The following is a 22,893-nucleotide window of genomic DNA, read 5'->3' as shown; positions in this document are numbered from 1 at the left end:
GCGAAATCTTTTTATGTTTCTTTTGTATTTTTCTCCGGTGATTCCCATGGAGCGGAGTGCATTGTTCCTTACATCCGTGATCCTTATGGTGGTTTTTGTCTCTGGTTTTGCCAGTGCCTACGAGTTTGAGGCCTATGGGAAGGTGATTGATGTTGTTGACGGCGATACCATCTGGTTCCAGTCTTACAGTGGCTACCATGCTGGAGAGACGTTCAAGATACGCCTTGCGGACATAAACGCGCCGGAAATTTACACAAGCGATGGCAAAAAGGCATGGCGTGCCCTTACCAGGTTGATACTTGGAGAGTACGTTTACATCGATGTCGACGATATATACGAAACCGACCCATACGACCGTGTTGTCGCTGTTGTTTATCTTCCCTACTGGGACGACGATTATGCTCTCAACGTCAATGAGTGGCTGGTTGAGAACGGCTACGCCTACATTTGGGATCACTATAACGAGTTCAATCCCTACGAATGGGCTCTTTGGGTTCCCCTTTGACTTTTCTCTCTTTCCCGACATCTTTTTAACTTATCTTCTAAATATCCCCTCTTAAAAAAGAGGGTGGTAGTTATGAGCATCCTAATCAAGAACGGCTACGTGGTTTACGGCGAGAACCTTGAAGTTATCAAAGCGGACGTCCTCATCGAGAGTAATAAAATAGTGGAGGTTGCCAAAAACATCAACAAGAGCGCCGACACTGTCATAGACGCCAAGGGAAAAGTTGTTTCTCCAGGCTTCGTCAACCTGCACACCCACTCTCCAATGGGGCTCTTCCGCGGCCTCGCCGACGATCTGCCGTTGATGGACTGGCTCCAGGATCACATCTGGCCGAAAGAGGCTAAGCTGACAAGGGAGTACACCAAAGTCGGCGCTTACCTTGGCGCGCTGGAGATGATAAAAAGCGGAACAACGACGTTTTTAGATATGTACTTCTTCATGGACGCGGTCGCCGAGGTGACCCTCGAAAGCGGTCTGAGGGGATATCTGAGCTACGGCATGATCGACCTGGGCGACCCTGAGAAGACGGAGAAGGAGGTAAATGAAGCTCTCAGGATAATGAAATTCATAGAGGGACTTGACTCAGATAGAGTTCACTTCGTCTTCGGGCCGCACGCCCCGTATACCTGCTCGATAGCCCTCCTTAAAGAGGTCAGGAGACTCGCGAATGAACACGGCAAGCTCATAACCATCCATGTCAGCGAAACAATGGCTGAAATAGGTCAGATCTCCGAACGCTATGGCAAGAGCCCTGTGGTTTTGCTTGATGACATCGGTTTCTTTGGAAGGGATGTCATAATAGCTCATGGCGTCTGGCTAGACAGCAGAGACATACAGATTCTGGCGAGACACGGCGTTACCGTCGCCCACAACCCTGCGAGCAACATGAAGCTCGCCAGCGGCGTTATGCCCCTTCAGAGGCTTCTTAATGCGGGCGTTAACGTCGGCCTTGGTACTGACGGTTCAGCGAGCAACAACAACCTCGACATGCTTGACGAGATGAAGCTTGCGGCTCTCCTCCATAAGGTTCACAACCTCGACCCCACCGTTGCCGATGCAGAGACCGTCTTCAGAATGGCGACCGTTAACGGTGCGAGGGCACTCGGGCTCAAGGCAGGCATAATCAAGGAGGGCTACTTGGCCGACATCGCGATAATCGACTTCAACAAGCCTCACCTGAGGCCGATTAATAACGTCATCAGCCACTTGGTTTACTCCGCCAACGGCAATGACGTCGAGACAACTATAGTGGACGGAAAAGTTTTAATGCTGGATCGGGAATTATTCACTTTGGATGAGGAGAAAATCCTTAATGATGCCGAACGGGTGATCGGTGAGCTAACATGATGGAGCTCGTCTTTGGGGTTGCTCTTATCGTTTCATATGTTCTCCTTTTCTATAATTACCACGTTACTGGGCGGAAGGCATTAGCTTACTACGCGCTCGCATGGTTCAGCCTTTCCGTTCACTTCTTCGTCCCGAGGGAATCTGTGTACATCGTAGGTCTGGCATTTTTTGCGTCCCTCGTTTGGCTTGGGAATCTCCGCGCCTCGGAAGAGCTCCTCTGTAATATCTCCTATGTCCGTGAGCTAAGATATTTTTCTGCTGTCCCTCTAGCAGGGCTGATATTCCTGTTTCCTGAGCATATGACGTACTCCATGGTTGTTTTGGCGGGAAGTGTGGCTTTTTCAGGGGTTTACCTCCTCCTTACCAGAAACGAATCTCTCAGACTAATGGGTATCTTGGAGATGGCTTTTGCCGCCATCGTCTTTTTGAGGGGCTACTACTTCACTAACCAGTATATAGGGCTCGTTACCGCTGTCTTTGCTGTTGTTCTAGCGTACGTTTCAATAAAGACGTTCCTCGATAGTTCTTTTATCGGTGAATTTGAGCTCTCTGATGTTAAACTCGAGCTCAAAAACGGCCTTACAATGATGCCTTCTGTTCCCGATGACATCTTGGAAGGAGCGCTCGTATTTTCTAGGGTACACAAGGACGGATCGAACTGGTTCTGGATAACCAAGTTGTCAGAAGAGCGTGCAATAAGTCCTACGAACCTGGCCAAGATGCTTGATATGGCCGTTAAGTTCATGAAAAGTGCATCTGATCTGGGAAAGAATGCTGTCATCGTCATAGACGGGCTTGAGTACCTAATCTTAGAGAATGGTTTTGCTCCGGTGATGAAGTTTTTGTCCGCGCTGAGGGATTACTCACTTCTGAATGGGGCAACGGTAATATTGATTGGTGACGACTCTTTTCTTGGTGAGAGGGAGAGACGGATTCTTAGGAAGCTTTTTGACTGAGGTGGGGGGTATGGTCTCCTTTGGGGTTGTTATGGGGGACATTACCCGCTTTCCTGCTGAGGCGATAGTTAATGCAGCCAACCGCTATCTGGAGCACGGTGGCGGCGTTGCTTACGCAATAGCCAAAGCGGCCGCCGGTGATGTTCGTGAGTATATACGGATAAGTAAGGAAGCGATGCATGAACAGCTCGGGAAGGACTCCATCGAGCACGGCGAGGTCGTTGTAACACCGGCGTTGGGGTTGGAGCGATACGGGATTAAGTACGTCATTCACGCGGTTGGTCCCTACTGCGGCGGTCGCTGGGATGAGGATAAAAAGGAAAAGCTGAGGAAGGCTATACTCGGCGCTCTGAGGAAGGCAGAGGAACTTGGCGTCAAAACGATAGCCTTTCCGGCGATAAGTGCGGGAATCTACGGCTGTCCCCTTGAGGGAGTCGTGAGAACCTTCCAGGAGACAGTGGAAGAGTTCTCACAGGAAGCGAAGAGTCTGGAGAAAGTCTACCTTGTGCTCTATTCGGAGAGGGACTATGATAGGGCCAGAGCGGTGCTCGAAAATGGCGATCATTGAAGTTGAACGCCTGACGAAGCACTACGGAACGGTTAAAGCTCTCGAAGACGTTACCTTCGAGGTCGATGGGGGCATAGTGGGCCTCATAGGCCCCAACGGTGCCGGAAAGACGACGCTCATAAAAATCTTAACCACCCAGCTGAAGCCCACCTCTGGAACGGCGAGGGTTCTTGGCTTCGACGTTTTAAAGGAGCCAATGGAAATCAAAAGGAGAATCGCCCTCTTGCCCCAGGAGGTCAGAGCGCACTTCTACACCCTCACGCCGAGGGAGTACATCTACCACTACCTCAGAATGCGCGGCCTTCCGGGGGGCGAAGCGAGGGCAAAGGCCAGCGAGTGGTTGGAAAAGCTTAACATCTATTACGCGGACAGGCCGATGGTCGAGCTCTCCGGTGGGATGGCTAGGAAGGCCCTACTCGCGATGGTTCTGGCCTATGACGCCGAGCTCTACTTTCTCGACGAGCCGACGGTTGGTCTCGACCCCTCTGCGAGATTCGAGCTCTGGGACGTTCTGAGGGAGAAGTCCGAAAACGCCACGATTTTTCTAACAAGCCACTACGTGGACGAGATCTCCAGGGTATGCGATGAGGTGATACTCCTCAAGAGGCGGGTTCTCCTGAAGGGGAGGCCAGAGGAAATAGCCAGGCTCTACCTTCCGCACTTCAGGAAGAAGGTGGTGCTCTTTGAGAGCTTTGAGCTGGAGGGCTTCACATCGAAGCGCGCCGGGAGGTACACCTTCGTCTACCCTGCGAGCGAGACCGAGCTGAGGGAGCTTGAAGGCCTTCTCCTTGATAGGGGCGTTCCTTTCAGGGTGGAGGAACTAACAATCGAGGATTTCTTCTTACTGGGGTGGGAGCATGATTAGCATGCTGGAATACTACGCGAGGGCCTTAACTAAAAACCGCTCCTCTCTCATCAGCTTCGCGATTCAGCCGCTCTCGTTTATCTTCCTCTTGACAGTCATCAGCGGTGGACGGCTCCTTCCGAACGCTCTAATCGGTGCGATGGTGAGCTTTATCGCCGGCGTCGGAATAGCTGACCTGGCCATAGAGTTGGCAGGTCTTAAAACCCGCTCGAAGTTCTACGACATTCTCATGACTCTCCCAGTGCATCCACTCAAACTGGGACTCGGCATCTCCATTGGAATGAGCCTTCCCGCGCTACCTTACCTGGTTCTGCTGGTTCTATCCTTGGCTTACCTCGAAGGTCTGTCATTCCCCAAAGTCCTCTCGCTCCTCGCGGCTCTCGCCCTGCTATGGCTCTGGAGCGTCTTCGTAGGTCTTTACCTCGGGGTGAAGCTGAAGGAGCCCATCGTTATTATACGCGCCTCAAACATAGCGCTAACGCTCCTCACGGTCTTCCTGCCCGTTTACTATCCCGTCGAGGTCTTGCCGAGCGTTCTCCAAAAGCCTTTACTACTGTTCCCCACGAGTGCCGTTGCCTACCTCATAAGGTCACTCTACGAGCCCCTGCCTTACTGGAAGCTCTCCCTCGCCGCTCTGCTCATGTGGGCTGCCCTCTCTGGAATGATGGCTTTTTGGGAGGGGATTTTCAGGGAGGAGTAGTTGTCCTAACTCTGGGATTCCCTGGTGTTTTCGGGATAGGTGGGCAGGGGGCTCTCTTTGTGTTACCTTTTTATCATCAAAGACGGAGTTTTCACTGGTGGTGCCCATGAGAATCGAGGACGTTTACATCTGGGACATCAACGCCAAGTGGCTTGGAATCTCACCCTTCCAGCTCATGGAAAATGCTGGCGCTGGAGTTGCCAGAACGATTGAGGAAAAGTTTGGGAAAGGCCTCAAGGTAGCCGTCTTCTCTGGGACTGGCAACAACGGCGGCGACGGCTTTGTTGCCGCTCGGCATCTCAGCTTCGAGAACGATGTTACTCTCTTTCTCATAGGCGATGAGGCTAAGATACGGAGTGAGGAAGCTAAGCATAACTGGGAAATCCTGAAGGGCCTCGACTTCGTGAGAATCAAGATCCTCAAGGACTCGACATACATTAAGGCCCTCGATTTGTCTGGCTTCGATGTCATAGTAGATGCCCTTCTTGGAGCCGGCACAAAGGGCGAGCCGCGCGAGCCGATACGCTCGGCCATCGAGAAGATAAACGAATACGCCGGAAAGGCCAAGATAGTCAGTGTTGACCTGCCAAGCGGCTACCCATCTGCGGTTCGCGTTAAGGCCGACTTCGCCGTAACATTCCAGTGGGACAAGGAGGAGTATGATGGCTTCGAGCGCGTTGTGGTTAAGATAGGCTATCCCAAGGAACTCTACCACCTCGTTGGCCCCGGTGATGCGAAGTTCGCACTCAGAAAGAAGGGCGAGCACAAGGGTCAGAACGGAAGGCTGTTAATAATCGGCGGAAGCGAGGACTACTTCGGCGCGCCCTACTTGGCGGCAAAAGCTGCTTCATATCTTGTGGACTTGGTTTATTTAGTGATGCCGGAATATCCTGCGAAGCGCATAGCCGACCCGGATATTATTCTAAGGCCAGTCGAAGGAAAGAACCTCACAAAAGAGCATCTTGAAGAAGTCTTGGCACTGGCAGAAAAGGCTGATGCCGTCATCATAGGGCCTGGCATAGGATTAAGGGAAGAAACTAAGGAGTTCGTCAGGGAATTTGTAAAGCGCTGCGAAAAGCCTTTAGTCATAGACGCCGACGGCCTAAAGGGCATAGCTGAGGACTTGAGCGTTCTCAAGGGCAAGACCTTCGTCCTAACTCCCCACGGTGGCGAGTTCAAGGTCCTCTTTGGCCTCAGGCCCGAGGGTTCCTTCCAGGAAAAAGCAGAGCTCGTGAGGACAAAGGCGAGGGAAATTGGCGGCGTTATCCTGCTCAAGGGTGCTTACGACGTCATTAGTGACGGAAAAACCTGGAAGTACAACAGAACCGGCAACAGGGGAATGACCACCGGAGGAACTGGAGATGTGTTGGCTGGCCTCGTTGGGGCCCTGCTGGCTCTGGGCAACGAGCCGCTAAGGGCCGCTTCCGTTAGCGCCTTCCTCAACGGCCTCGCTGGGGATATGGTGAAGGACGAGCTCGGCGAGAACTTCACCGCACTGGAGGTTGCCAAAAAGGTGCCGCACGCGGTTAAATGGGTGGTGGAGTTCTAATCTTCTTCGTCTTTTTAAATAGGAAAAGAAAACAGAGTTCAGCCAACACCACAGTAGCTCCAGACGGAGTAGCCGTACTGGCCGTTGGCCGGGTCGTGGGCCGGGGCTTCAAGGTAGACCCAGCCGCTTGAGTCCACCCACTTGTCAATCCAGCCGCCGAGGTTGCCTGTGTACTCGTGTATGCACGACCCGGCAAACTTCGGAACGTAGACCCACCTTCCGGCTTTGCTTGAGCCGAGGTTGATGTAGGTTATCAGTCCCGGTTTGCTTCCGTAGCCGCTTCTGACGAATATCAGCTCGTCGCTGTCGTAGTAGACTATGTCGGTGCTTCCCCCCGCGAGGTTGTCGTGTATCCAGATGAGGTTTATCAGCTTGTCCTTGTTGAGCCACTCCTCGTAGTCGCGGTAGAATATCATGGGCTGACCCTCGTAGGTGAGGATGAACGCATAAGCTGGATACTTGTTCCAGATTATGTCCGTGTCGTGGTTGGCGACGAAGGTCACTGCCTTGAACGGGTCGCGGCTAACTACGGTCTGGCCGTATCTGAGGGCATCGACGAGGGCGGGGATGTTGTTGTTATCGAAGGCCTCGTCCATCTTGTAGTAGAGCGGGAAGTCAAAGACTTTGGCACCACTGGAGTAAGCCCAGTTGAGAAGGGCGTCGACGTTAGTGTCCCAGTATTCTCCAACGGCCCAGCCTCCCCAGTAGCTCAGCCACGAGTTAACCACCCACGCCGGGTAGCCCTTGACGTAGTCGAAGCGCCAGGCGTCAATTCCAATGCTCCTGAGGTAAGCAGCGTAGCTCTCGTTGCTCTTCCACAGCCAGTACTGGTTCCACTCTTTGTCGTGGTCTATGTCGGGGAAACCTCCAAAGGTGCCTTCATCGGCGTAGCTGACGTCATTGGGATGGAAGTCGAGGTAGCAGGCGGTGTATTTGCCTGAGGCAACACCAGAAAAGTCCGTCCAGGTGTAGTCGTTGACGAAGGGGTTCCACTCTAAATCGCCGCCCGCCCTGTGGTTTATGACTATGTCAGCTACCACCTTCATGTTGTAGGCGTGTGCCGTGTTGATTAGGGCTATGAGCTCGTCCTTTGAGCCGAACCTCGTTTCTACCGTTCCCTTCTGGTCATACTCGCCGAGGTCGAAGTAGTCGTATGGATCGTAGCCCATGGAGTAGTTGCCGCTCATGCCTTTACTCGCCGGAGGTAGCCATATTGCGGCTATGCCCGCTTGTGACCACTCCGGCACCTTGGCTCTTATTGTATCCCACCAAATTCCACCCATTGGCACATCCCAGTAGAAGGCCTGCATTATGACTCCGCCGTTTTCCAGTGTTTCCGCCCTGGCTGGAACTGCAAACAGGCTCATGGAAATCAGAATGGCCATCAAAACTGCAACGGCTGCTTTTCTGGCCATGTTACCACCCGGGTAAGCTGCTCACAATATATCACCGATGGTGAAATATTTAAACTTTGCCGCCAATGTGCATTGGAGAACCTAATCGTTCATCCACTGGGCGATGAAAATGAAACTTCATGTTTTATCGGGAATGATAAAAAGAAGCCTCAGAATTCCACGAGCTTCTTTACTTCTTTGGCTTTCTCGCAGAGCTCGCAGCTCTGGAGGAAAACGAGCATGTTGAAAAGGTGGAAGAGCTCTACCTCCGTCAGATCCACTTTGGCTTGGGATATTCTCTTGAGTATAGGCTGGGAGTTGAGTTCAATTTCGTTGAGCACCGTCTTGGTGAGATGCTTTAGTTTTTCTCGGTCTTTTATTTTGGCGCCTGCTTTTTCAAGGATTTGGATGAGCTTTTCAGCCTCTACCTGGAGATAGGCCTGTCTGAACTCTTCTATGACCTCGTCAGGGTCTGCTTTTATGAGGAAGAGCCTCGCTGTCCTGGTGTATATCCTCTCGTTACCGTCATTGTCGAGCTCCTTGATGAGTCCCGCGTTCTCGAGAATCTTCACGTGTCGATAGACGGTTGTTCTGTCCTTTCCAAGTGCGCTGCTAAGCTCGATAATTGTCATTGGACGCTCTCTTAGTAATTGGAGGATTTTGAATCGCGTCTCCTCTGATAGGACTTTTACCTTCTCGGGTTCTGTTATTATCAAAACGCCTTTCACTCAGTACTCCTCCAACTTGTCTTGAGGGGTTTCTCCTTCCTCAACGATTTTCTTCCCGGCTGCGACCATATCGATGCTGTGAACAACTCCGCCGAACTCCTCGATAGTCCTGACTATCTCCTCGTAATCCAGATTGTCTCCGACCATGGTTATCTTGACGTTCTCCGTCTCCTTATCTATCTCTACGAGGGTTATGTTAACTCCATCTACCCCCTCGAGCTCGCTCAGTCCCAAAGCCAGCTCTGTCACTATCGGCTGGTGCGGCTTAAGCACGTCTAGAACTAGAAGCCTTATCCCCTTTGCCATAGTCCATCGCTTCTCCTTTCACTCTCACTTTTTAAGTATTTTCCCGAGCTTCCTGAGGAGCTCCATCGCTTCCTCATCGCGGCCCATCTTGGCCATTGCCAGCCATTCTATGGCGTGGATTATGTCTTCGTTGGAGAAGTCCTTAAGCTTCTCCTCGTTTACCTCTATCTCCTTGGATATCTCGGTCTTGTATTCGTGCTCCTTCTCGAGGATGTTGTCCATCACGTCAAGGAGCTCATCGTCGTCGAATTCATATCCCAGGGCCTTGAATATCTCGAGTTTGGTCTTGAGCCTCGAGCGGGCAAGGTAGCGGAGTTCTTCATCGCCGAGATAGAGGTTGATGTAAAAGGCATCTGCCGTTCTTCCATAGTACTTCTCGACGAGGTTGCCTTTCATCTCCGTCCTCTTGACCTCAACGAGACCGGCCTCCTTGAGCTTCTCTATGTGGTGGTATATTGTCTGTGGCGTCTTACCGAGAATCTCGCTGAGCTGGGAAATTGTCATCTCCTTGTTGCGGAGCAGCTGAAGTATTTTCCTCCTCGTATCTTCGAGCATCAATTTTATTATCTCTGGGTCAGTTATGACTTTAATCTTTGCCATCGCTCCCACCCAATTTAAACGTTCTAACGGTTCTTTGAACGTTATGGCATATAACCCTTTTGCTTTCGGCGGTAGGTTTATATATGTCAAGGCTGCCCTCCACTTGATAAGATTTACGGATAAAATATCCAATGGGTGAGTGGCATGGAGCGCAAGGAACTTGTCCATGGGATCATAATTTCGGCGGTTGTTTTGGGTTTTTATGTTCTCTCGAAGGTTTTAACGTCTGCTCAAATGTCTCTCCTTCTACTTGGTGTGGCTTTTGTTCTGTTCTTCACTGAGATAATCCCTATTGCATTTACCGCCGTCCTCGTCCCCGTGGTGCTCTCCGTAACAGGAATTCTTGACGCAAATACGGCCTTCTCCTATTTCGGTTACAAATGGGTCATAGTGTTCCTCTTCATGTTCATGGTAGGGGAAGGCCTCTTCAGGACAGGCGCGGCTCAAAAAATCGGTGAGCTTGTCGTCAGAATCTCCGGAACAAGCGAGGTTCGTCTTATGCTCTTCATTATGATAGTTACGGCAATCCTCAGCGGTTTTCTCAGCAACACCGCAACCACCGTCGCCTTACTGCCAATTGTCGTTGCTGCCTCTCGCTCGGCTGGAATAAGTCCCAAGCGAATGCTTCTTCCGCTGGCCTGGGCTGCTTCGCTAGGCGGAACTCTCACGGTCATTGGAACACCACCCAACGGAATAGTCAATAGCGTTTTAGAAGAGATGAGCCTTCAGCCTTTTGGCTTCTTTGAGTTTGGAAAAATAGGACTTCCTCTGACGATACTCGGTATAGCCCTGGCGGTAACAGTTGGAAGGAGGTTTCTGCCGAGTTCAGAAGCGTCATTCAGTGGGAGGGCTATCTCAGAACTCGAAGAGGTCCGGGATGACAGAATGTGGCTGGCGATAGTCATCTTCGTACTGACCATACTTGCCATGATGCTCAAGCTCCTTCCGTATCAGACGGCTGCAGCACTTGGGGCCGTCCTCATGGTGGCCTTTGGTATAATCTCTGCTAAAGAGGCCTTCAACTCCGTCAGTTGGACAACTGTCTTCCTCTTCGCTGGAATGCTCCCGCTGAGTAAGGCGATGGAAGTAACTGGGGCAGCGGAGATGGTAGGAAAGGCCGTCACCGGCTATATTCACTCTCCTTATATTCTCCTGCTGGCGATAATGGTTATAGCCTTCCTTCTCGGCAACAGCATGTCCCACACGGCTACAACAGCCATACTATCACCTTTAGCTGTGAGCATTTCCCAGTCTGCTGGTATAAGCCCCTACCCGCTCCTAATGGCGATAGCGATGACCTCATCAATAGGGTTCTGGACGCCGGTTTCAACACCACCCAACACAATAGTCTTCGGTCCTGGGGAATATAGCTTCATGGACTACATAAGGGCGGGAGCAATAATAGAAATTCCCCTCTTCATAGCGCTCTACCTCCTGATAATCCTCCTCTATCCATTTTGATTTTTAGGGAGGGAAAACTTAAATAGAACTGACCGAAAAAATTTCGGAGGTGAATGAGATGGGGGCACCAAAACTGGACTTCATGTTTTACCCGAAAAGCGTGGCTGTCATAGGCGCTTCAAATGTTCCAGGAAAGGTTGGAAACGCGATAATGCGCTCGATAACGCTCAAGTATGAGGGTAAGGTCTACGCTGTCAACGTCAAGGGTGGCGAAATAGAGGTCAATGGAAAGAAGTTCCCAGTTTATAGGAGCATTAAGGAAATTTCCGATGAGATTGATGTGGCAGTTATCGCCGTTCCGGCCAAGTTTGTTCCTGATGTTATCGATGAGTGTGGCGAGAAGGGTGTTAAGGGCGCAGTCGTCATTTCTGCTGGCTTCAAGGAAGCCGGAAGGGCAGACCTTGAGGAGGAAATTGTTAAGAGAGCCAGAAAGTGGGGCATTCGCTTGGTTGGTCCGAACTGTCTCGGCGTCACAAACCTTGAGAACGGCTTTGACTGCAACTTCAATCCTCCAGAAAGACAGGCTAGGCCACCCGCTGGCAAGATAGCCTTCATGAGCCAGAGTGGTGCTTTTGGGGCTGCCATTCTTGATTGGGCGGCAAGTCACAAGATAGGAATGAGCAAGTTCATCAGCCTCGGCAACATGGCTGACCTTGACGAGAGCGACTTCATGGCCTATCTCGGTGAGGATCCGAAAACGGGCGTCATAACCGGCTACATCGAGGGTGTCAAGGACGGAAGGAAGTTCTTTAACACTGCCAAAGAGGTCACCCTCAAGAAGCCTGTCATAATCCTCAAGAGTGGAAGAACCGAGGCCGGAGCTAAGGCGGCAGCGAGCCACACAGGCTCACTTGCCGGCTCTTACGCCATATACCAGGCAGCTTTCAAACAAGCCGGTGTTCTCGAGGCGAAGAGCATGCGCCAGCTCTTCAACTACGCCAAGGCTCTGGCAATGCAGAAGCCTGCAATGGGCAATCGCGTTGCCATAGTCACAAACGGTGGTGGCGCTGGAGTCATGATGAGCGATGGCCTGCTTGAGCGTGGAATGGAGCTTGCCGAGTTCACCGAGCAGACTAATGAGCGCTTTAGGAAGGACATAGAGGAGGGCAAGCTCCCGCACCACATGAGCTACAAGAACCCGATAGACGTCATTGGCGACGCCCCATCCAACAGATACGAGAGGGCCATGCGCTACGCCCTTGAGGATCCGAACGTTGACGTTCTTGTCGTTATCGCACTCTTCCAGAGCCCCGCTCTCGACGAGGGAATCGTTGATGCTGTTGCAAAGATGCAGGAATACGGCAAGCCTATAGTCTTCGTCGCCCCGGGAGGAGACTATCCGCACAAGATGGCAAGGAATATCGAGCTCAAAGGCGTTCCGGTCTACGAGACTGTTGAGGACGGCGTCGATGCCGTCTATGCCCTCGTCAGATACGGCGAGTGGCTTAGGGAGAACGGGAAGCTCTAAGCACTCCCCTGGTATTTCGTTCCTTCTTTCTAACATCTTCGAGCCCGGGACCTATTTAATAGTTTTCATTGAGAACAGCATGTCCGTTTATTTCCCCACATACGAACCACATTTCGAAATAATGCTTTTTTCTTCTTCTCCACTGGAGTTTTCCAAAGAGATGACGGTCCAGTTTCTCATGTTGATAATTGCCTTGTAAACTGAGTAGTTGCTAACACAGACTTTTTGGTTGAATCCTGTATGAATAAAAACTACTGCTGTACAGGTTGTTATGTTGAAACAACCAGTATGACCACAATTAGTCATGTTGGGAAATTTTTCTGAGGTTATTTCATCTGCAATAGTGTCAAGTTTGGCAACATTGATGGAGCAGTTTTGTATTCCAGCAGAAGATGTGCTCGTATGATTTATCACTTTTCCATAGTCTTCGTGATCAATGAACTTTGGAACTTTGACGAAGAGATATGTAGCGGCCAATAAAAAGATAACAAAGAAGAAAAGAAGCTTTTTCAAGAGTTATCCCCCCTGATCGTTACATTTATCCCGATGGGTTCTGGATAATAATAGACAGGTTTTCCGGATTTTTTAAATTTCTCTGCTATCGATTTTGGCAATCCAAACTTTGAACTATACTTGTATATTGCGTTTGGGTTAATTTTGTAAACTGATATCCTTCGGCCATTATATGTAATGTAGAATTTTGTTATGTCTCCATGATATCGTATCCGATAATAGACGTTGATTATTTTATTTAGGACTCTATCCGTTGTGCTTTGTATTGATATTACTTCTGGGTCTCCAGAACTTGGAAAGACATCTATCATGACGTCAAATGCTACTTCTGCAAACTCATTGGAATTATACGCCCCATAGACTCTATCTTTCACTGAAAATTCTATGAGCTTGTTTGTTTCTGTATCTACCCAGAATTTTAGATAATGGGAACATTTTGACTCTCCAACTGGACCTAAGTCCCATTCGGCTGTTAGACTGCCATCCATAGTTTTGTCTCCGTTTAGAAACTCGTCTATGCCTTGCTTCATTTCCTTGGCTATTTCTGCCGCAGATATTACAATGCCTGCTTCCCAGAATAATTTGGAAGCTGCTATCTCTAGCAAATCACCTATGACGTCGGCAAAGTAATAATCTATTCCTGGATGTGGCCAAGCACCAAGAACTTTCTTGTCAGTCTGACTGCTTAGTATGTAGAAGTAATCATCCTCATATCCGACAAAATACCCGCTGTATTCTAGTACTGCGCTGTTGTATATAACGTACGATCCAAAGTCCTCATGGTTAACTTTGGACCATTTAGTTCCTACGGGGGCCGCTAGTGCATAACTTGATATTATTACTCCTAATATGCACAATAATGTTAACGTCTTTTTATGCTTAATCATTAGATGTCACCAACATATTAATATGCTAAATTATTTTTAAGATTTTTCTGTTTATTATTTAATACTAAAAATAGTAGCACAAAAGTCGTGATTTTTCATGACTTCCAAAAACTTTAAACTCCCTTTCCTTTTCCCTTTCTATGCTGTGTTATCGTTTTTGGCTTTGGTAAAAACCTTCTTGGCAGCTGTTGACGTTGATTTTAATCTCTGAGTCAAGTTTGTTTTGAGAAGATGCTCTCAAAGTCCCTTAGGTCAAAGGCCAGCTCAAAGTTTTCTTTCCCTTCAATCTTTTTCCCGATTACTCCAAAGTGCTTCTCGTAATCCTCAAGCCCAACGAGTTCGGCCTTCCTCTCAAGGCGTTTTAAGACTCGCTTGGCTTCCTTCGACGTTAAATCGCTCCACTTGACCTCAACGAAGAGGGCTTTCTTTGAACTCTCGTTTAAGGCTATCAGGTCAATCTCCTCTCCCCTGTGCCACCACCTGCCAATCTTCGTGAATCTGAATGGCAGGAGGTTTCTTCTGTTCGCCTCAATCAGGAATTCCCCCGCGACTCCCTCAAAGGGCTTTCCGAGGAAGGTATTGAAATTTTCCTCGAAGTCTTCTATTGCCGCCTCGATGAAGTTCCCCTCAATCTCCTCGTAGTAGGGATTAACAAAGCGCGACCAGAAGAGGAAGTAGTTGTCCGCTATCTCGTAGATTCCCTTCTTCCCGAAGAGGGGAGTTACCTTTCTAACTACCCCGAGCTCGCCGAGAACCCGCAGGTAGGGCACAACCTGGTTCTCCTTCATGTAGCAGAAGTTAGCTATCTGTGTGACCCTCGTGTTGCCCCTTGCTATCGCCTCAAGGATTGCCAGATAGGTTGATAGCTCCCTTAGCTCCTCGCTTAAAAGGGCCCTCGCCTCCCTGAAGAGGAAGGCGGACGAGTTGAAGAAGTTGGCCTTTATCTCTTCCTCGACATTCCTTCCGCCGAAGAATTCAAGGTACTTAGGGGTTCCACCGGTTACGGAGTATATTTTCACGAGGTCCTCAACGCTCGAATCGAACCATTTGAAGAGGTGCTTGAATTTCAATGGTTGGACTTTGATGTTTGCGTCGCTCCTTCCGTAGATTGGGCTTGAGTAGCTGAAGAACTCCCTCTCCAGGAGGGAAACGTAGGAACCCGAGACAACCACCAGGGCGTCCAGGTCTCTGTTCTCCTCGATGGCCCTTGAAAGCTCGCTGAGAACTCCGCCGTCTTTTTTGATTAGGTATGAGAACTCGTCAAGAATGAGTAGTATCCTCCCACGGCTCAGCCTCTTTAGGAGAGCGAACAGCGAGGGGAAATCATGAACCTCGACGCTGAATCCCGCGAACTCGGAGATTTTGGTTGAGAAGAGTTTGAAGTTGTACTCCCTCGGCTTGTCCTCAAAGATGACGAAAATCCTCTCCTTGTCCTTTGAAAACTCCTCAAGGAGCCTCGTTTTCCCAACCCTTCGCCTCCCGTAGACCAAAACGAGGGTTAGCCCTTCTTTGTTCCAGAGTTCTTCGAGCGTTTTAAGCTCAACCTTTCTGTTGACGAATTCTCTAAGCATGATTATATAAACGTGATTAGAGTTTTTAAGGCTTTCGAGTGAACGTCCTTCTCCAAAAACTTTAAATCCCCTTCTTCCCTTTCTCTTCCCATGCGCGGTGGTCGTTTTTGGCTCTGCCAGTGATCTCTTCTTGACCGCCTTAGCCCTGAGTTTCGTTTCCACTGGAAATGGAGGTGCTTTGAATGGACGAGTTTAAGGTTACCCCATGGGACGTTGAGGGTTTGGTAGACTACAACAAGCTGATAGAGGAATTTGGAACGAGTCCTTTGACGGACGAGCTGCTTGAGAAGACCGCCCAGCTGACCAAGAGCGAGCTACCGCTCTACTTCAGGAGGAGGTTCTTCTTCTCCCACAGGGACTACGATAAGGTTCTTCAGGACTACGAGAGCGGAAAAGGCTTCTTCCTCTACACCGGGAGGGGTCCGAGCGGGCCGATGCACATAGGCCACATCATACCCTTCTTCGCGACGAAATGGCTCCAGGAGAAGTTCGGCGTGAACCTCTACATCCAGATAACCGACGACGAGAAGTTCCTGTTCAAGGACAAGCTCACCTTTGAGGACACCAAGTATTGGGCCTATCAGAACATCCTCGACATCATAGCTGTCGGCTTTGACCCGGACAGGACATTCATCTTCCAGAACAGCGAGTTCACCAAAATCTACGAGATGGCCATTCCGATAGCCAAGAAGATAAACTTCTCGATGGCGAAAGCCGTTTTCGGCTTTACCGAGCAGAGCAAGATTGGAATGATTTTCTATCCGGCTATCCAGGCTGCGCCGACCTTCTTCGAGAAGAAGCGCTGTCTCATTCCGGCGGCCATAGACCAGGATCCCTACTGGAGGCTCCAGCGCGACTTTGCCGAGAGCCTTGGCTACTACAAGACCGCAGCCATCCACAGCAAGTTCGTGCCGGGACTTATGGGCCTCGAAGGGAAGATGAGCGCCAGCAAGCCCGAGACGGCCATCTACCTAACCGACGATCCGGAAGAGGTCGGCGGGAAGATATGGAAGTACGCCCTCACCGGAGGGAGGGCGACAGCAAAGGAGCAGCGCGAGAAGGGCGGGGAGCCCGAGAAGTGCGTCGTCTTCAAGTGGCTGGAGATATTCTTCGAAGAGGACGACAAGAAGCTCATGGAGCGCTACCACGCCTGTAAAAACGGCGAGCTTCTCTGCGGCCAGTGCAAGCGCTACCTCATAAAGAAGGTGCAGGAGTTCCTGAAGGAGCACCAGAAGAAGCGCAAGGAGGCCGAGAAGAAGGTCGAAAAGTTCAAGTACACCGGTGAACTGGCGAGGGAGCAGTGGGATAAGGCCATTCCGGAGGCGCTGAAGGGCTGAGGGGGTGCGCCCTTGCTCCGTCTCCCCTTCCGTGACACCTATTACGAGATCAGGCCGACCAAGATAATAGCGCTCGCCAAGAACTACGCAGAGCACGCTAAGGAAATGGAGAGCGACGTCCCCGAAAGGCCAGTCTTCTTCCTAAAGCCGCCCTCGGCTCTAATCGGTCCCAACTCAACGATAGTCCTCCCACGGATGAGCAAGCGCGTTGACCACGAGGTCGAGCTTGCTGTGATAATCGGCAAGCGCGCGAGAAACGTTCCTGCGAAGAAGGCCCTCGACTACGTCCTCGGTTACACAATACTGCTCGACATTACGGCGAGAGATTTGCAGGCGGAAGCGAGGAAAAGCGGCATGCCATGGACCCTCTCGAAGGGCTTCGATACATTCGCACCGGTCGGGCCTAGAGTTGTGGACAAGCGCGAGCTTGACATCAGCGACCTTGAAATCGGTCTGAAGGTAAACGGCGAGCTCAGACAACTCGGCAGAACGAGCGAGATGGTCTTTAAAGTTCCCGAGCTGATAGAGTACATCTCAAGCGTGATGACCCTTGAGCCTGGCGATATAATAGCCACTGGAACGCCCGCTGGTGTCGGTCCGCTCAGGCACGGCGACAGGATTGAGGCGTGGATAGAGGGTATCGGGACTTTAGAGGCGGACGTTATTGCGGAGGACTCGATACTTTGCTGAGAAACTTTTTTCTTTCATAACTCTTTCCGGTTGTGTGGATGAGTGCCTTGCTGTTTTCCTCGTTGTGCTTTTGGTTCTCTCTGCCGGCTGCGTTGAGACCAAGTTCGTTTACATCAAAGCGAAGTTCTTAGGTTCTGGAGAAACTCTGGAGTACGTCTTCGCTGGCCCCTCTAACCTAACGGTGAAGATTGACTCCAACATTCCTGCAGATGTGAAGATATTATCAAACGACGGTGAAGTTTTGACGGACTTTGGAGAAACCCAGCGCATAGACATGGTGATTGAGCTGCCCAAAGGAAAGTGGAAGCTCATCATACACAATCCGGGCAACAAAAAAGCCGTTTTAAATATATGGCACTGAGGGGTTAATAAGTCGACTTTCATTCGTTTTCTTTTGAATTTCTTCTAAGTTGCTTTGAGTTCTCTTCTCCGACGGGTCATCGTTCGTTTTGTTCTATCTGTCCTCAAAGATTCTTCGATACTGTAATAACGTAATGTGCGCTGGTGCCCATTTGAACATGCTGCTGATGAGTCCTTATTCATGAAATATCAAAAACCGTCATAAAGGCTTAATTTGGCTGTTCATTGGTTTTAAATTCTCGTTCTTGAATTTTAGCGTTCTGACAAACTTTATATTTCAAAAAAAGCAATATCTATGCCTTAAACTCTTTGTACCAATGCGAACATGAATGTTCATAACTGTGCAGGAGGTTTGGAAATGGGTGGAGAAAAGGGAACCTATCGCGAAGTCACGCCCGCTGCGATAATACTCGGTGTGATCTGGGGCGCCTTCATGGCTGCGAGCTTCACCTACGCCGGAATGATTATGGGATTCACCTCCGGCGGCTCTGCAATAGCCGCTATAGTCGGCTGGGGAATCCTTAGGGGACTGCTCAAGAAGGGAACCATCGTTGAGAACAACATCGTCCAGACAATAGCCTCTGCAGTCAACATCTCGGTCTCTGGAGTCATATTCACCATACCGGCGCTCTACATAATGGGTCTCAACGAGGAAATCAACATGCCATACTTCTTCATCGCGACGGCTGCTGGAGCCATACTGGGAATCACCTTCATAATCCCCCTGAGGAAGCAGATGATCGAGATAGACCGCCTCAGGTTCCCGACGGGAACTGCAGTCGCTACCGTTCTCAAGACCCCAGGAAGCGGAATCGAGAAGGCCAGATTGCTCTTCCTTGGAATGATAGTCAGTGCCGGAGTCTATCTCGTCCAGCAGTTCCCCATCCTCGGCCTTCCGGAGATAATCCCGGAGTACGTTGACCTCGGCTCTATCCTTCACCTGCCCTCCTGGGTCAACCTCACAATAGCGCTCTCCCTTATGGTCTTCGGAATGGGACTCATAACCGGAAGGAATGGTCTCATAGTCCTTGCCGGTGGAGTGCTCTCGTACTACATCATAACCCCACTCGTCAAGGCCCTTGGATGGCTTCCGAGTGATGTCACCGACGGTGCGATAAGCTCCTTCGTCTACGCCAACATGACAAGGCCCCTCGGTATCGGAATGCTCCTTGGAGGCTCCATAGCTGGTCTCATACTCTCGCTTCCAGTCATAGTCGTTGCCATCAAGAGCATTGCGGGAGCCAGCAAGCTGGGCTCAAGGGCTAGGAACGAGGAGCTGCCGATAAGCTACCTCTACGCTGGAATCGTCCTGGCGTTCCTCCTCCTGCTGGTGACGACCTACCAGCTTGGAGACCTCGGCCTGGGCAGGAGCCTGCTCACGGCACTCGTTGGCGTCGCGTGGATTTTCGTTGCCTCGCTCCTCGTTGCAATGTCCACTGGAATGACCGACTGGAGCCCAGTCTCGGGTCTCTCACTCGTCTCGGTCATGATACTCCTCTACCTGACTAACAAGAACGTCCCGCTCACCATACTCCTTGGCGCCACCGTCGGAGTCGCTATCTCTGGAGCGGCCGATATGATGCAGGACCTCAAGACGGGCCACCTCGTCGGAGGCATTCCATCAAAGCAGCAGAAGGTCGAGCTCCTCACAGCCTGGATAGGACCGATAATAGCCCTGACCGTCGTCGGTCTCATCTGGAAGGCCTACGGAATAGGAAACGAGATGGTTCCGGCGCCGCAGGCAATGGCCCTCAAGTCGATGGTCGAGGCTATCCTCGGAGGAAACGTCCCGGTGGACAAGTTCATCGCCGGTGGAATCCTCGGCTTCGCCCTCTCGATGAGCGGCATTCCAGGACTTGGAGTCCTCGTTGGACTCTCGATGTACCTGCCGATGCTTTACATCATTCCCTACGGAATAGGCTGTATCGTCCACGAGGTCGCCAAGAGGAAGAAGGGACACGAGTTCATTACGGAGAAGGTCCTCCCAGTGGCGGCTGGTCTGATGGTGGGAGAGGCCGCGATGACCCTCCTGTTCGCGGTCCTCACCGTGCTGGGAGTCCTTCACCCATGAGGTGATGGAAATGAAGAAGCTCATAGGCAACGTCATACTCACCATTGGTCTCGTTGGGGGAGCTATCACGGCTGCCAGGATACCGCCAATGTGGAGTGGCCTGGCGGTCTCGCTCGGCGTCATGGCCGTTGGCATAGTCCTGAGAAGGCAGGGTGCCAAAGAGGAGCTCCACAGAGCTGCCCAGAGCGGAACCGGCGGCGTCAAGGAGCTTGAAAGGCTCCTCACCGAGAGTCTCTCAAGGCTCGAGGCCATAATGGACGCCCCGAGGGATAAGGTTCTCAGTGAACTCACCGCCGTACTGGAGGAGCTCGAAGAGTTCGCGGAGAAGGCCCAGCCCCTCAGGATAGAGGGCCTCATGACCTATGGAACCATAATGACGGTCTTCAGCAGGGGCGAGAGGGCCCTTAACAGAGCCTGGAGCGCCTTCGCCGACGGCTATGAGGAAGAGGGAAGAAAGTACCTGCGCTTTGGCTACGAGGATCTGAAGGAGACCCTCCAGGCCATCAAGAGCCTGAGGGTCTGATTCCCTTCTTTTCTTCTTGTTGTTGCACTATTCAACAACGTAGGTGTGAACCATTAATCCACCGTGCCCGATGAGCCTGTGGTGGGCAATCTTGAAGCCGTTCTCCCCTATCGCCTTTTCTATGGCCCTCTTCTCCGTCGTTATGAAAACGCCGCGCTTTTCAAGAACCTTGGCCAGCTCAGCAAAGAACTCCATGTAGAGCTTTGGTATCATGCTCTTCCTCCCGATTTTGAGGCCGTAGGGCAAGTTGCTCACCGCGAAGTCAACGCTCTCAACGTATTCGCTCAGCTTCGTCGCATCGCCGAGTATAAAGTCTATCCTGTCATAAACTCCAGCGGCCAGGGCGTTCATCTCGGCCCCACGGAGGTGCTTTCTGTACTTCTCAAGGCCAATTATTTTGCCTCCGTAGCCTCCCAAAGCCAGCTCTATCGGAATCGTCCCACTTCCGCAGAAGGGGTCGATGAAGGGCCCACCGTCTGGCTTGACCAGCTCTATGAGTGCGTTGGCTATGCTAGCCTTGAGGTGTGCTGGATGGTCGTAGACTCTCCAAGGCCGCTTGTGGAGGGAAGAATCACCAGTGGTGTCTATCCCGAGGAAGAATACGTCACCAATCAGCTCCGCTCGGAAGATAACCGCTGGATGGTCGAGGTTAACCTTTGGAGTCCCGTATCTGCTCAACCTGTCAAAAATTGCCTTTCCGACGGTTTTTGCTATATCAACACTGGTTATCTTGTGTTCTCCTTTCCTGAAGGAGCGAACCGCGAAGCTCTCACTGACCTTGATGTATTTTTCCACTGGAAGGGAAGCCACGAAGTCTTCGATTCTCTTCAGCGCGCTCTCTGGTTCGTCCTCACTTATTCCTTCGAACCTCTCGCTCGCTATCTCAACTATGACGCGGTGGAGCAGTCTTGAGCGTTCGTTTAAATATGTCGCAACGCTCAGCTCCCTCTTTCTGCCCTTCTCGTCGGTGTAAAAAGCCTCCCCTACCTCGGCCAAGACTCTACCCTCTACGCCCAGCGGCTTTTCCTCCACCCGAAACGGAACTCCAAGCTGGCTGAGAAGGCTCTCTACCTCGGTCTTTGCTAAATCTTCAATTCCCTGAGAAGTAGTGAGTAACAGTCTCATCCTTCATCACTCCATTATCACAACGACACCTTTCCACTTCTTCCCGAAGCACTCACTCGCAAGGACATGCTTTCCGGTGAGCTTTTCGAGGAGCTTTATTCCGCCGTCGCACTTCTTGAAGCCCGTCGCAATGCCGACGGTGAACCCCTCAATTTCCCGTATTCCAACCCGCTTCGTGTTGTCAAGCTTTTCCCTCAGCTCTTCGCCGTATTTCCAGAGTATCCTCCTTGGGTCGAGGAGCAGATCCTTCTCGATGCCATCAAGAACATCCTCGAAGTCCCAGACGAACTCTTGGCCTTTCTCCTCTTCCTTTCCGAAGAGGGTGAACCTTCCGGTCTGCCACTCGCGGAGGAGCCAGCGAGCCGTTTCCTCAAGGTCAACCTCGCCGCCCTTCCTGATTATGCCCTTGCGCTTTCCTATCTCCCTAAGGATGTCTTCTTCGCTGGAAAAGTCTTCAATGCCAAACTTCTCCGTTAGCGCCTCCTTTCTCGTCTCCAGGATTCTGCCGATGAGCTTCAGTGCCGGCTTAACTGGTTCCTCTATCTTGTCTGCGGGAAAGCCTCCTTTGATGACTAGCTCGTCGAAGTCGTCTATGGGAACCACTCCGGGGCTGTCGAGGAGCCATATCTTTTTGCTCAGCCTTATGAGCTGTTTTCCCTTTGTGTAGCCGGGAATAGGGGCTGTTCCTACGGCCTTCTTGCCCTTCAGCGTGTTGATTATCGTGCTCTTGCCGACGTTGGGATAGCCTATGAGGGCCACCTTGACTTTATCCTGCTCGTCCAGCAGGCCCTTTGCGAGCTTTTTGATTTCCCTCCTTAAAATTCCTGTCCCCCTCCTCTCGCGGGCGGAGATAAAAACGACCGGAATCTCGCTCTTTCTTTTATACTCCTCGGCCCACTCCTTGGGCACGAGGTCGGCCTTGTTCATGACTATAAGGAGCGGCTTTCCCTCCTCCTGAACGAGTCTCTCCAGTTTTCTGTTCCTCGTTCCTATAGGGTCTCGCGCGTCAACTACCTCGACGATGATATCAGCCTCGTCAATTACCTCTCTCACAACTCGCCAAGCTTTTCTCTGCTTCATCTCGCACCACCGTTATCTCAAAGATTACCGTCCCTCCGTCTGTGTAGGGCGGTCCAGGATCAAGGCACTGCACGTAGGCTTTCTCTCCCCTACCAAGCCCAAGTTCTTTTGGCTTAATACCCTTTCGCAGTGCAACTATGTACGGCAGTAGCGAGGCAAGAGCATGGGTGCACAGTGCGTCTGTCTCCTTTAGGTTGATGGTTGGGCCGTCAATCACAATTTTGTCCCCGGAACGAAAAACGGGACATTTCCCCCGAATTTCCACTACTCGAATCTCTAACCGCTCCAT

The 22,893-nt window shown here is 51.1% G+C and carries 24 protein-coding genes; 14 read left to right on the top strand and 10 right to left on the bottom strand.

The features are described from left to right. Positions 1-46 precede the first annotated feature (46 nt). From E3E33_RS01645 to E3E33_RS01615, 7 genes are all read left to right on the top strand, one after another. Positions 47-505, top strand: coding sequence for a thermonuclease family protein (locus E3E33_RS01645; protein ID WP_167711316.1), 459 nt, complete (start codon positions 47-49; stop codon positions 503-505). Between the two features lie 72 nt (positions 506-577). Beyond that, positions 578-1,852 (top strand): amidohydrolase family protein, encoded by a 1,275-nt coding sequence (locus E3E33_RS01640; RefSeq protein ID WP_012572615.1) that lies wholly within the window; start codon positions 578-580, stop codon positions 1,850-1,852. Beyond that, a complete protein-coding gene (locus E3E33_RS01635) occupies positions 1,849-2,808 on the top strand; it encodes a DUF835 domain-containing protein (RefSeq protein ID WP_167711223.1) in 960 nt (319 codons plus the stop codon). The genes E3E33_RS01640 and E3E33_RS01635 overlap by 4 nt, the downstream gene beginning before the upstream one ends. A gap of 10 nt (positions 2,809-2,818) precedes the next feature. Further along, entirely contained in the window at positions 2,819-3,376 is a 558-nt protein-coding gene (locus tag E3E33_RS01630; protein ID WP_012572617.1) for a [protein ADP-ribosylglutamate] hydrolase, read from the top strand. Next, positions 3,363-4,241, top strand: a complete 879-nt coding sequence (locus E3E33_RS01625; RefSeq protein WP_167711225.1) for an ABC transporter ATP-binding protein — start codon at positions 3,363-3,365, stop codon at positions 4,239-4,241. Before E3E33_RS01630 ends, E3E33_RS01625 begins: the two co-directional genes overlap by 14 nt. After that, positions 4,234-4,941 carry a multidrug transporter gene (locus E3E33_RS01620; protein ID WP_167711227.1) on the top strand — a complete coding sequence of 236 codons (708 nt, stop codon included), beginning with the start codon at positions 4,234-4,236 and terminating at the stop codon, positions 4,939-4,941. Before E3E33_RS01625 ends, E3E33_RS01620 begins: the two co-directional genes overlap by 8 nt. Before the next feature lie 106 nt (positions 4,942-5,047). After that, positions 5,048-6,490, top strand: a complete 1,443-nt coding sequence (locus E3E33_RS01615) for an NAD(P)H-hydrate dehydratase (RefSeq protein WP_167711317.1) — start codon at positions 5,048-5,050, stop codon at positions 6,488-6,490. Between the two features lie 38 nt (positions 6,491-6,528). On the opposite strand, the gene E3E33_RS01610 is transcribed toward E3E33_RS01615, so the two are convergent. The 4 genes from E3E33_RS01610 to E3E33_RS01595 form a co-directional block, all read right to left on the bottom strand. Next, on the bottom strand, positions 6,529-7,905 hold the full coding sequence (locus E3E33_RS01610; RefSeq protein WP_167711229.1) for an alpha-amylase: 1,377 nt from the start codon (positions 7,903-7,905) through the stop codon (positions 6,529-6,531). 149 nt (positions 7,906-8,054) lie between these two features. Then, positions 8,055-8,612, bottom strand: coding sequence for a transcriptional regulator (locus E3E33_RS01605; RefSeq protein ID WP_012572623.1), 558 nt, complete (start codon positions 8,610-8,612; stop codon positions 8,055-8,057). Beyond that, on the bottom strand, positions 8,613-8,918 hold the full coding sequence (locus tag E3E33_RS01600) for a DUF211 domain-containing protein (RefSeq protein WP_012572624.1): 306 nt from the start codon (positions 8,916-8,918) through the stop codon (positions 8,613-8,615). 24 nt (positions 8,919-8,942) lie between these two features. Continuing rightward, on the bottom strand, positions 8,943-9,518 hold the full coding sequence (locus E3E33_RS01595) for a winged helix-turn-helix domain-containing protein (protein WP_012572625.1): 576 nt from the start codon (positions 9,516-9,518) through the stop codon (positions 8,943-8,945). A gap of 144 nt (positions 9,519-9,662) precedes the next feature. On the opposite strand from E3E33_RS01595, the gene E3E33_RS01590 reads away from it, so the two are divergent. Further along, entirely contained in the window at positions 9,663-10,979 is a 1,317-nt protein-coding gene (locus E3E33_RS01590) for an SLC13 family permease (protein ID WP_012572626.1), read from the top strand. A 58-nt stretch (positions 10,980-11,037) separates the two neighbouring features. Continuing rightward, positions 11,038-12,447: an acetate--CoA ligase family protein gene (locus E3E33_RS01585; protein WP_167711231.1), complete on the top strand. Its 1,410-nt coding sequence runs from the start codon at positions 11,038-11,040 to the stop codon at positions 12,445-12,447. An 87-nt stretch (positions 12,448-12,534) separates the two neighbouring features. Here E3E33_RS01585 and E3E33_RS01580 read toward each other — a convergent pair whose 3' ends face one another. The 3 genes from E3E33_RS01580 to E3E33_RS01570 form a co-directional block, all read right to left on the bottom strand. Beyond that, positions 12,535-12,960, bottom strand: coding sequence for a hypothetical protein (locus E3E33_RS01580; protein WP_167711234.1), 426 nt, complete (start codon positions 12,958-12,960; stop codon positions 12,535-12,537). Then, positions 12,957-13,847 (bottom strand): hypothetical protein, encoded by an 891-nt coding sequence (locus tag E3E33_RS01575; RefSeq protein ID WP_167711236.1) that lies wholly within the window; start codon positions 13,845-13,847, stop codon positions 12,957-12,959. Before E3E33_RS01575 ends, E3E33_RS01580 begins: the two co-directional genes overlap by 4 nt. Before the next feature lie 212 nt (positions 13,848-14,059). Further along, entirely contained in the window at positions 14,060-15,418 is a 1,359-nt protein-coding gene (locus tag E3E33_RS01570) for an ATP-binding protein (RefSeq protein ID WP_167711238.1), read from the bottom strand. 182 nt (positions 15,419-15,600) lie between these two features. Here E3E33_RS01570 and E3E33_RS01565 point away from each other — a divergent pair, with 182 nt between their 5' ends. The 5 genes from E3E33_RS01565 (at position 15,601) to E3E33_RS01545 (ending at position 20,399) form a co-directional block, all read left to right on the top strand. Next, complete coding sequence (locus tag E3E33_RS01565; RefSeq protein WP_167711240.1) at positions 15,601-16,755, top strand: tryptophan--tRNA ligase; 1,155 nt, start codon at positions 15,601-15,603, stop codon at positions 16,753-16,755. Positions 16,756-16,767: 12 nt separating this feature from the next. After that, positions 16,768-17,445, top strand: coding sequence for a fumarylacetoacetate hydrolase family protein (locus E3E33_RS01560; protein ID WP_167711242.1), 678 nt, complete (start codon positions 16,768-16,770; stop codon positions 17,443-17,445). 34 nt (positions 17,446-17,479) lie between these two features. Next, the gene (locus E3E33_RS01555; RefSeq protein ID WP_048055107.1) at positions 17,480-17,806 is read left to right on the top strand and encodes a hypothetical protein; all 327 of its coding nucleotides are present in this window, start codon (positions 17,480-17,482) and stop codon (positions 17,804-17,806) included. Between the two features lie 357 nt (positions 17,807-18,163). After that, positions 18,164-19,876 (top strand): OPT family oligopeptide transporter, encoded by a 1,713-nt coding sequence (locus tag E3E33_RS01550; protein WP_167711244.1) that lies wholly within the window; start codon positions 18,164-18,166, stop codon positions 19,874-19,876. A gap of 4 nt (positions 19,877-19,880) precedes the next feature. Continuing rightward, positions 19,881-20,399, top strand: a complete 519-nt coding sequence (locus E3E33_RS01545; RefSeq protein ID WP_240910605.1) for a cell division protein — start codon at positions 19,881-19,883, stop codon at positions 20,397-20,399. A gap of 27 nt (positions 20,400-20,426) precedes the next feature. On the opposite strand, the gene trm14 is transcribed toward E3E33_RS01545, so the two are convergent. Genes trm14 through E3E33_RS01530 form a run of 3 tightly spaced genes read right to left on the bottom strand, consistent with a single transcriptional unit; the run spans position 20,427 to position 22,893 of the window. Next, positions 20,427-21,524 carry a tRNA (guanine(6)-N2)-methyltransferase gene (trm14, locus tag E3E33_RS01540; RefSeq protein WP_167711246.1) on the bottom strand — a complete coding sequence of 366 codons (1,098 nt, stop codon included), beginning with the start codon at positions 21,522-21,524 and terminating at the stop codon, positions 20,427-20,429. A gap of 6 nt (positions 21,525-21,530) precedes the next feature. Further along, a complete protein-coding gene (locus tag E3E33_RS01535; RefSeq protein ID WP_167711248.1) occupies positions 21,531-22,604 on the bottom strand; it encodes a GTPase in 1,074 nt (357 codons plus the stop codon). After that, positions 22,561-22,893, bottom strand: coding sequence for a TIGR04076 family protein (locus E3E33_RS01530; RefSeq protein ID WP_167711249.1), 333 nt, complete (start codon positions 22,891-22,893; stop codon positions 22,561-22,563). Before E3E33_RS01530 ends, E3E33_RS01535 begins: the two co-directional genes overlap by 44 nt.

It is taken from the genome of Thermococcus sp. GR5, from assembly GCF_012027535.1.
GTDB classification, from domain to species: Archaea; Methanobacteriota_B; Thermococci; order Thermococcales; family Thermococcaceae; genus Thermococcus; species Thermococcus onnurineus.
Note: the sequence above shows the minus strand (reverse complement) of the source record. Positions and strands in the feature narration are given on the sequence as shown.

What these genes read in the sequence shown, in the direction of transcription:
- E3E33_RS01645 (WP_167711316.1), top strand. Translation starts at nt 47, where the DNA reads ATGGAGCGGAGTGCATTGTTCCTTACATCCGTGATCCTTATGGTGGTT.
- E3E33_RS01640 (WP_012572615.1), top strand. Translation starts at nt 578, where the DNA reads ATGAGCATCCTAATCAAGAACGGCTACGTGGTTTACGGCGAGAACCTT.
- E3E33_RS01635 (WP_167711223.1), top strand. Translation starts at nt 1,849, where the DNA reads ATGATGGAGCTCGTCTTTGGGGTTGCTCTTATCGTTTCATATGTTCTC.
- E3E33_RS01630 (WP_012572617.1), top strand. Translation starts at nt 2,819, where the DNA reads ATGGTCTCCTTTGGGGTTGTTATGGGGGACATTACCCGCTTTCCTGCT.
- E3E33_RS01625 (WP_167711225.1), top strand. Translation starts at nt 3,363, where the DNA reads ATGGCGATCATTGAAGTTGAACGCCTGACGAAGCACTACGGAACGGTT.
- E3E33_RS01620 (WP_167711227.1), top strand. Translation starts at nt 4,234, where the DNA reads ATGATTAGCATGCTGGAATACTACGCGAGGGCCTTAACTAAAAACCGC.
- E3E33_RS01615 (WP_167711317.1), top strand. Translation starts at nt 5,048, where the DNA reads ATGAGAATCGAGGACGTTTACATCTGGGACATCAACGCCAAGTGGCTT.
- E3E33_RS01610 (WP_167711229.1), bottom strand. Translation starts at nt 7,905, where the DNA reads ATGGCCAGAAAAGCAGCCGTTGCAGTTTTGATGGCCATTCTGATTTCC.
- E3E33_RS01600 (WP_012572624.1), bottom strand. Translation starts at nt 8,918, where the DNA reads ATGGCAAAGGGGATAAGGCTTCTAGTTCTAGACGTGCTTAAGCCGCAC.
- E3E33_RS01595 (WP_012572625.1), bottom strand. Translation starts at nt 9,518, where the DNA reads ATGGCAAAGATTAAAGTCATAACTGACCCAGAGATAATAAAATTGATG.
- E3E33_RS01590 (WP_012572626.1), top strand. Translation starts at nt 9,663, where the DNA reads ATGGAGCGCAAGGAACTTGTCCATGGGATCATAATTTCGGCGGTTGTT.
- E3E33_RS01585 (WP_167711231.1), top strand. Translation starts at nt 11,038, where the DNA reads ATGGGGGCACCAAAACTGGACTTCATGTTTTACCCGAAAAGCGTGGCT.
- E3E33_RS01575 (WP_167711236.1), bottom strand. Translation starts at nt 13,847, where the DNA reads ATGATTAAGCATAAAAAGACGTTAACATTATTGTGCATATTAGGAGTA.
- E3E33_RS01570 (WP_167711238.1), bottom strand. Translation starts at nt 15,418, where the DNA reads ATGCTTAGAGAATTCGTCAACAGAAAGGTTGAGCTTAAAACGCTCGAA.
- E3E33_RS01565 (WP_167711240.1), top strand. Translation starts at nt 15,601, where the DNA reads ATGGACGAGTTTAAGGTTACCCCATGGGACGTTGAGGGTTTGGTAGAC.
- E3E33_RS01550 (WP_167711244.1), top strand. Translation starts at nt 18,164, where the DNA reads ATGGGTGGAGAAAAGGGAACCTATCGCGAAGTCACGCCCGCTGCGATA.
- E3E33_RS01545 (WP_240910605.1), top strand. Translation starts at nt 19,881, where the DNA reads ATGGAAATGAAGAAGCTCATAGGCAACGTCATACTCACCATTGGTCTC.
- trm14 (WP_167711246.1), bottom strand. Translation starts at nt 21,524, where the DNA reads ATGAGACTGTTACTCACTACTTCTCAGGGAATTGAAGATTTAGCAAAG.
- E3E33_RS01535 (WP_167711248.1), bottom strand. Translation starts at nt 22,604, where the DNA reads ATGAAGCAGAGAAAAGCTTGGCGAGTTGTGAGAGAGGTAATTGACGAG.
- E3E33_RS01530 (WP_167711249.1), bottom strand. Translation starts at nt 22,893, where the DNA reads ATGGAGCGGTTAGAGATTCGAGTAGTGGAAATTCGGGGGAAATGTCCC.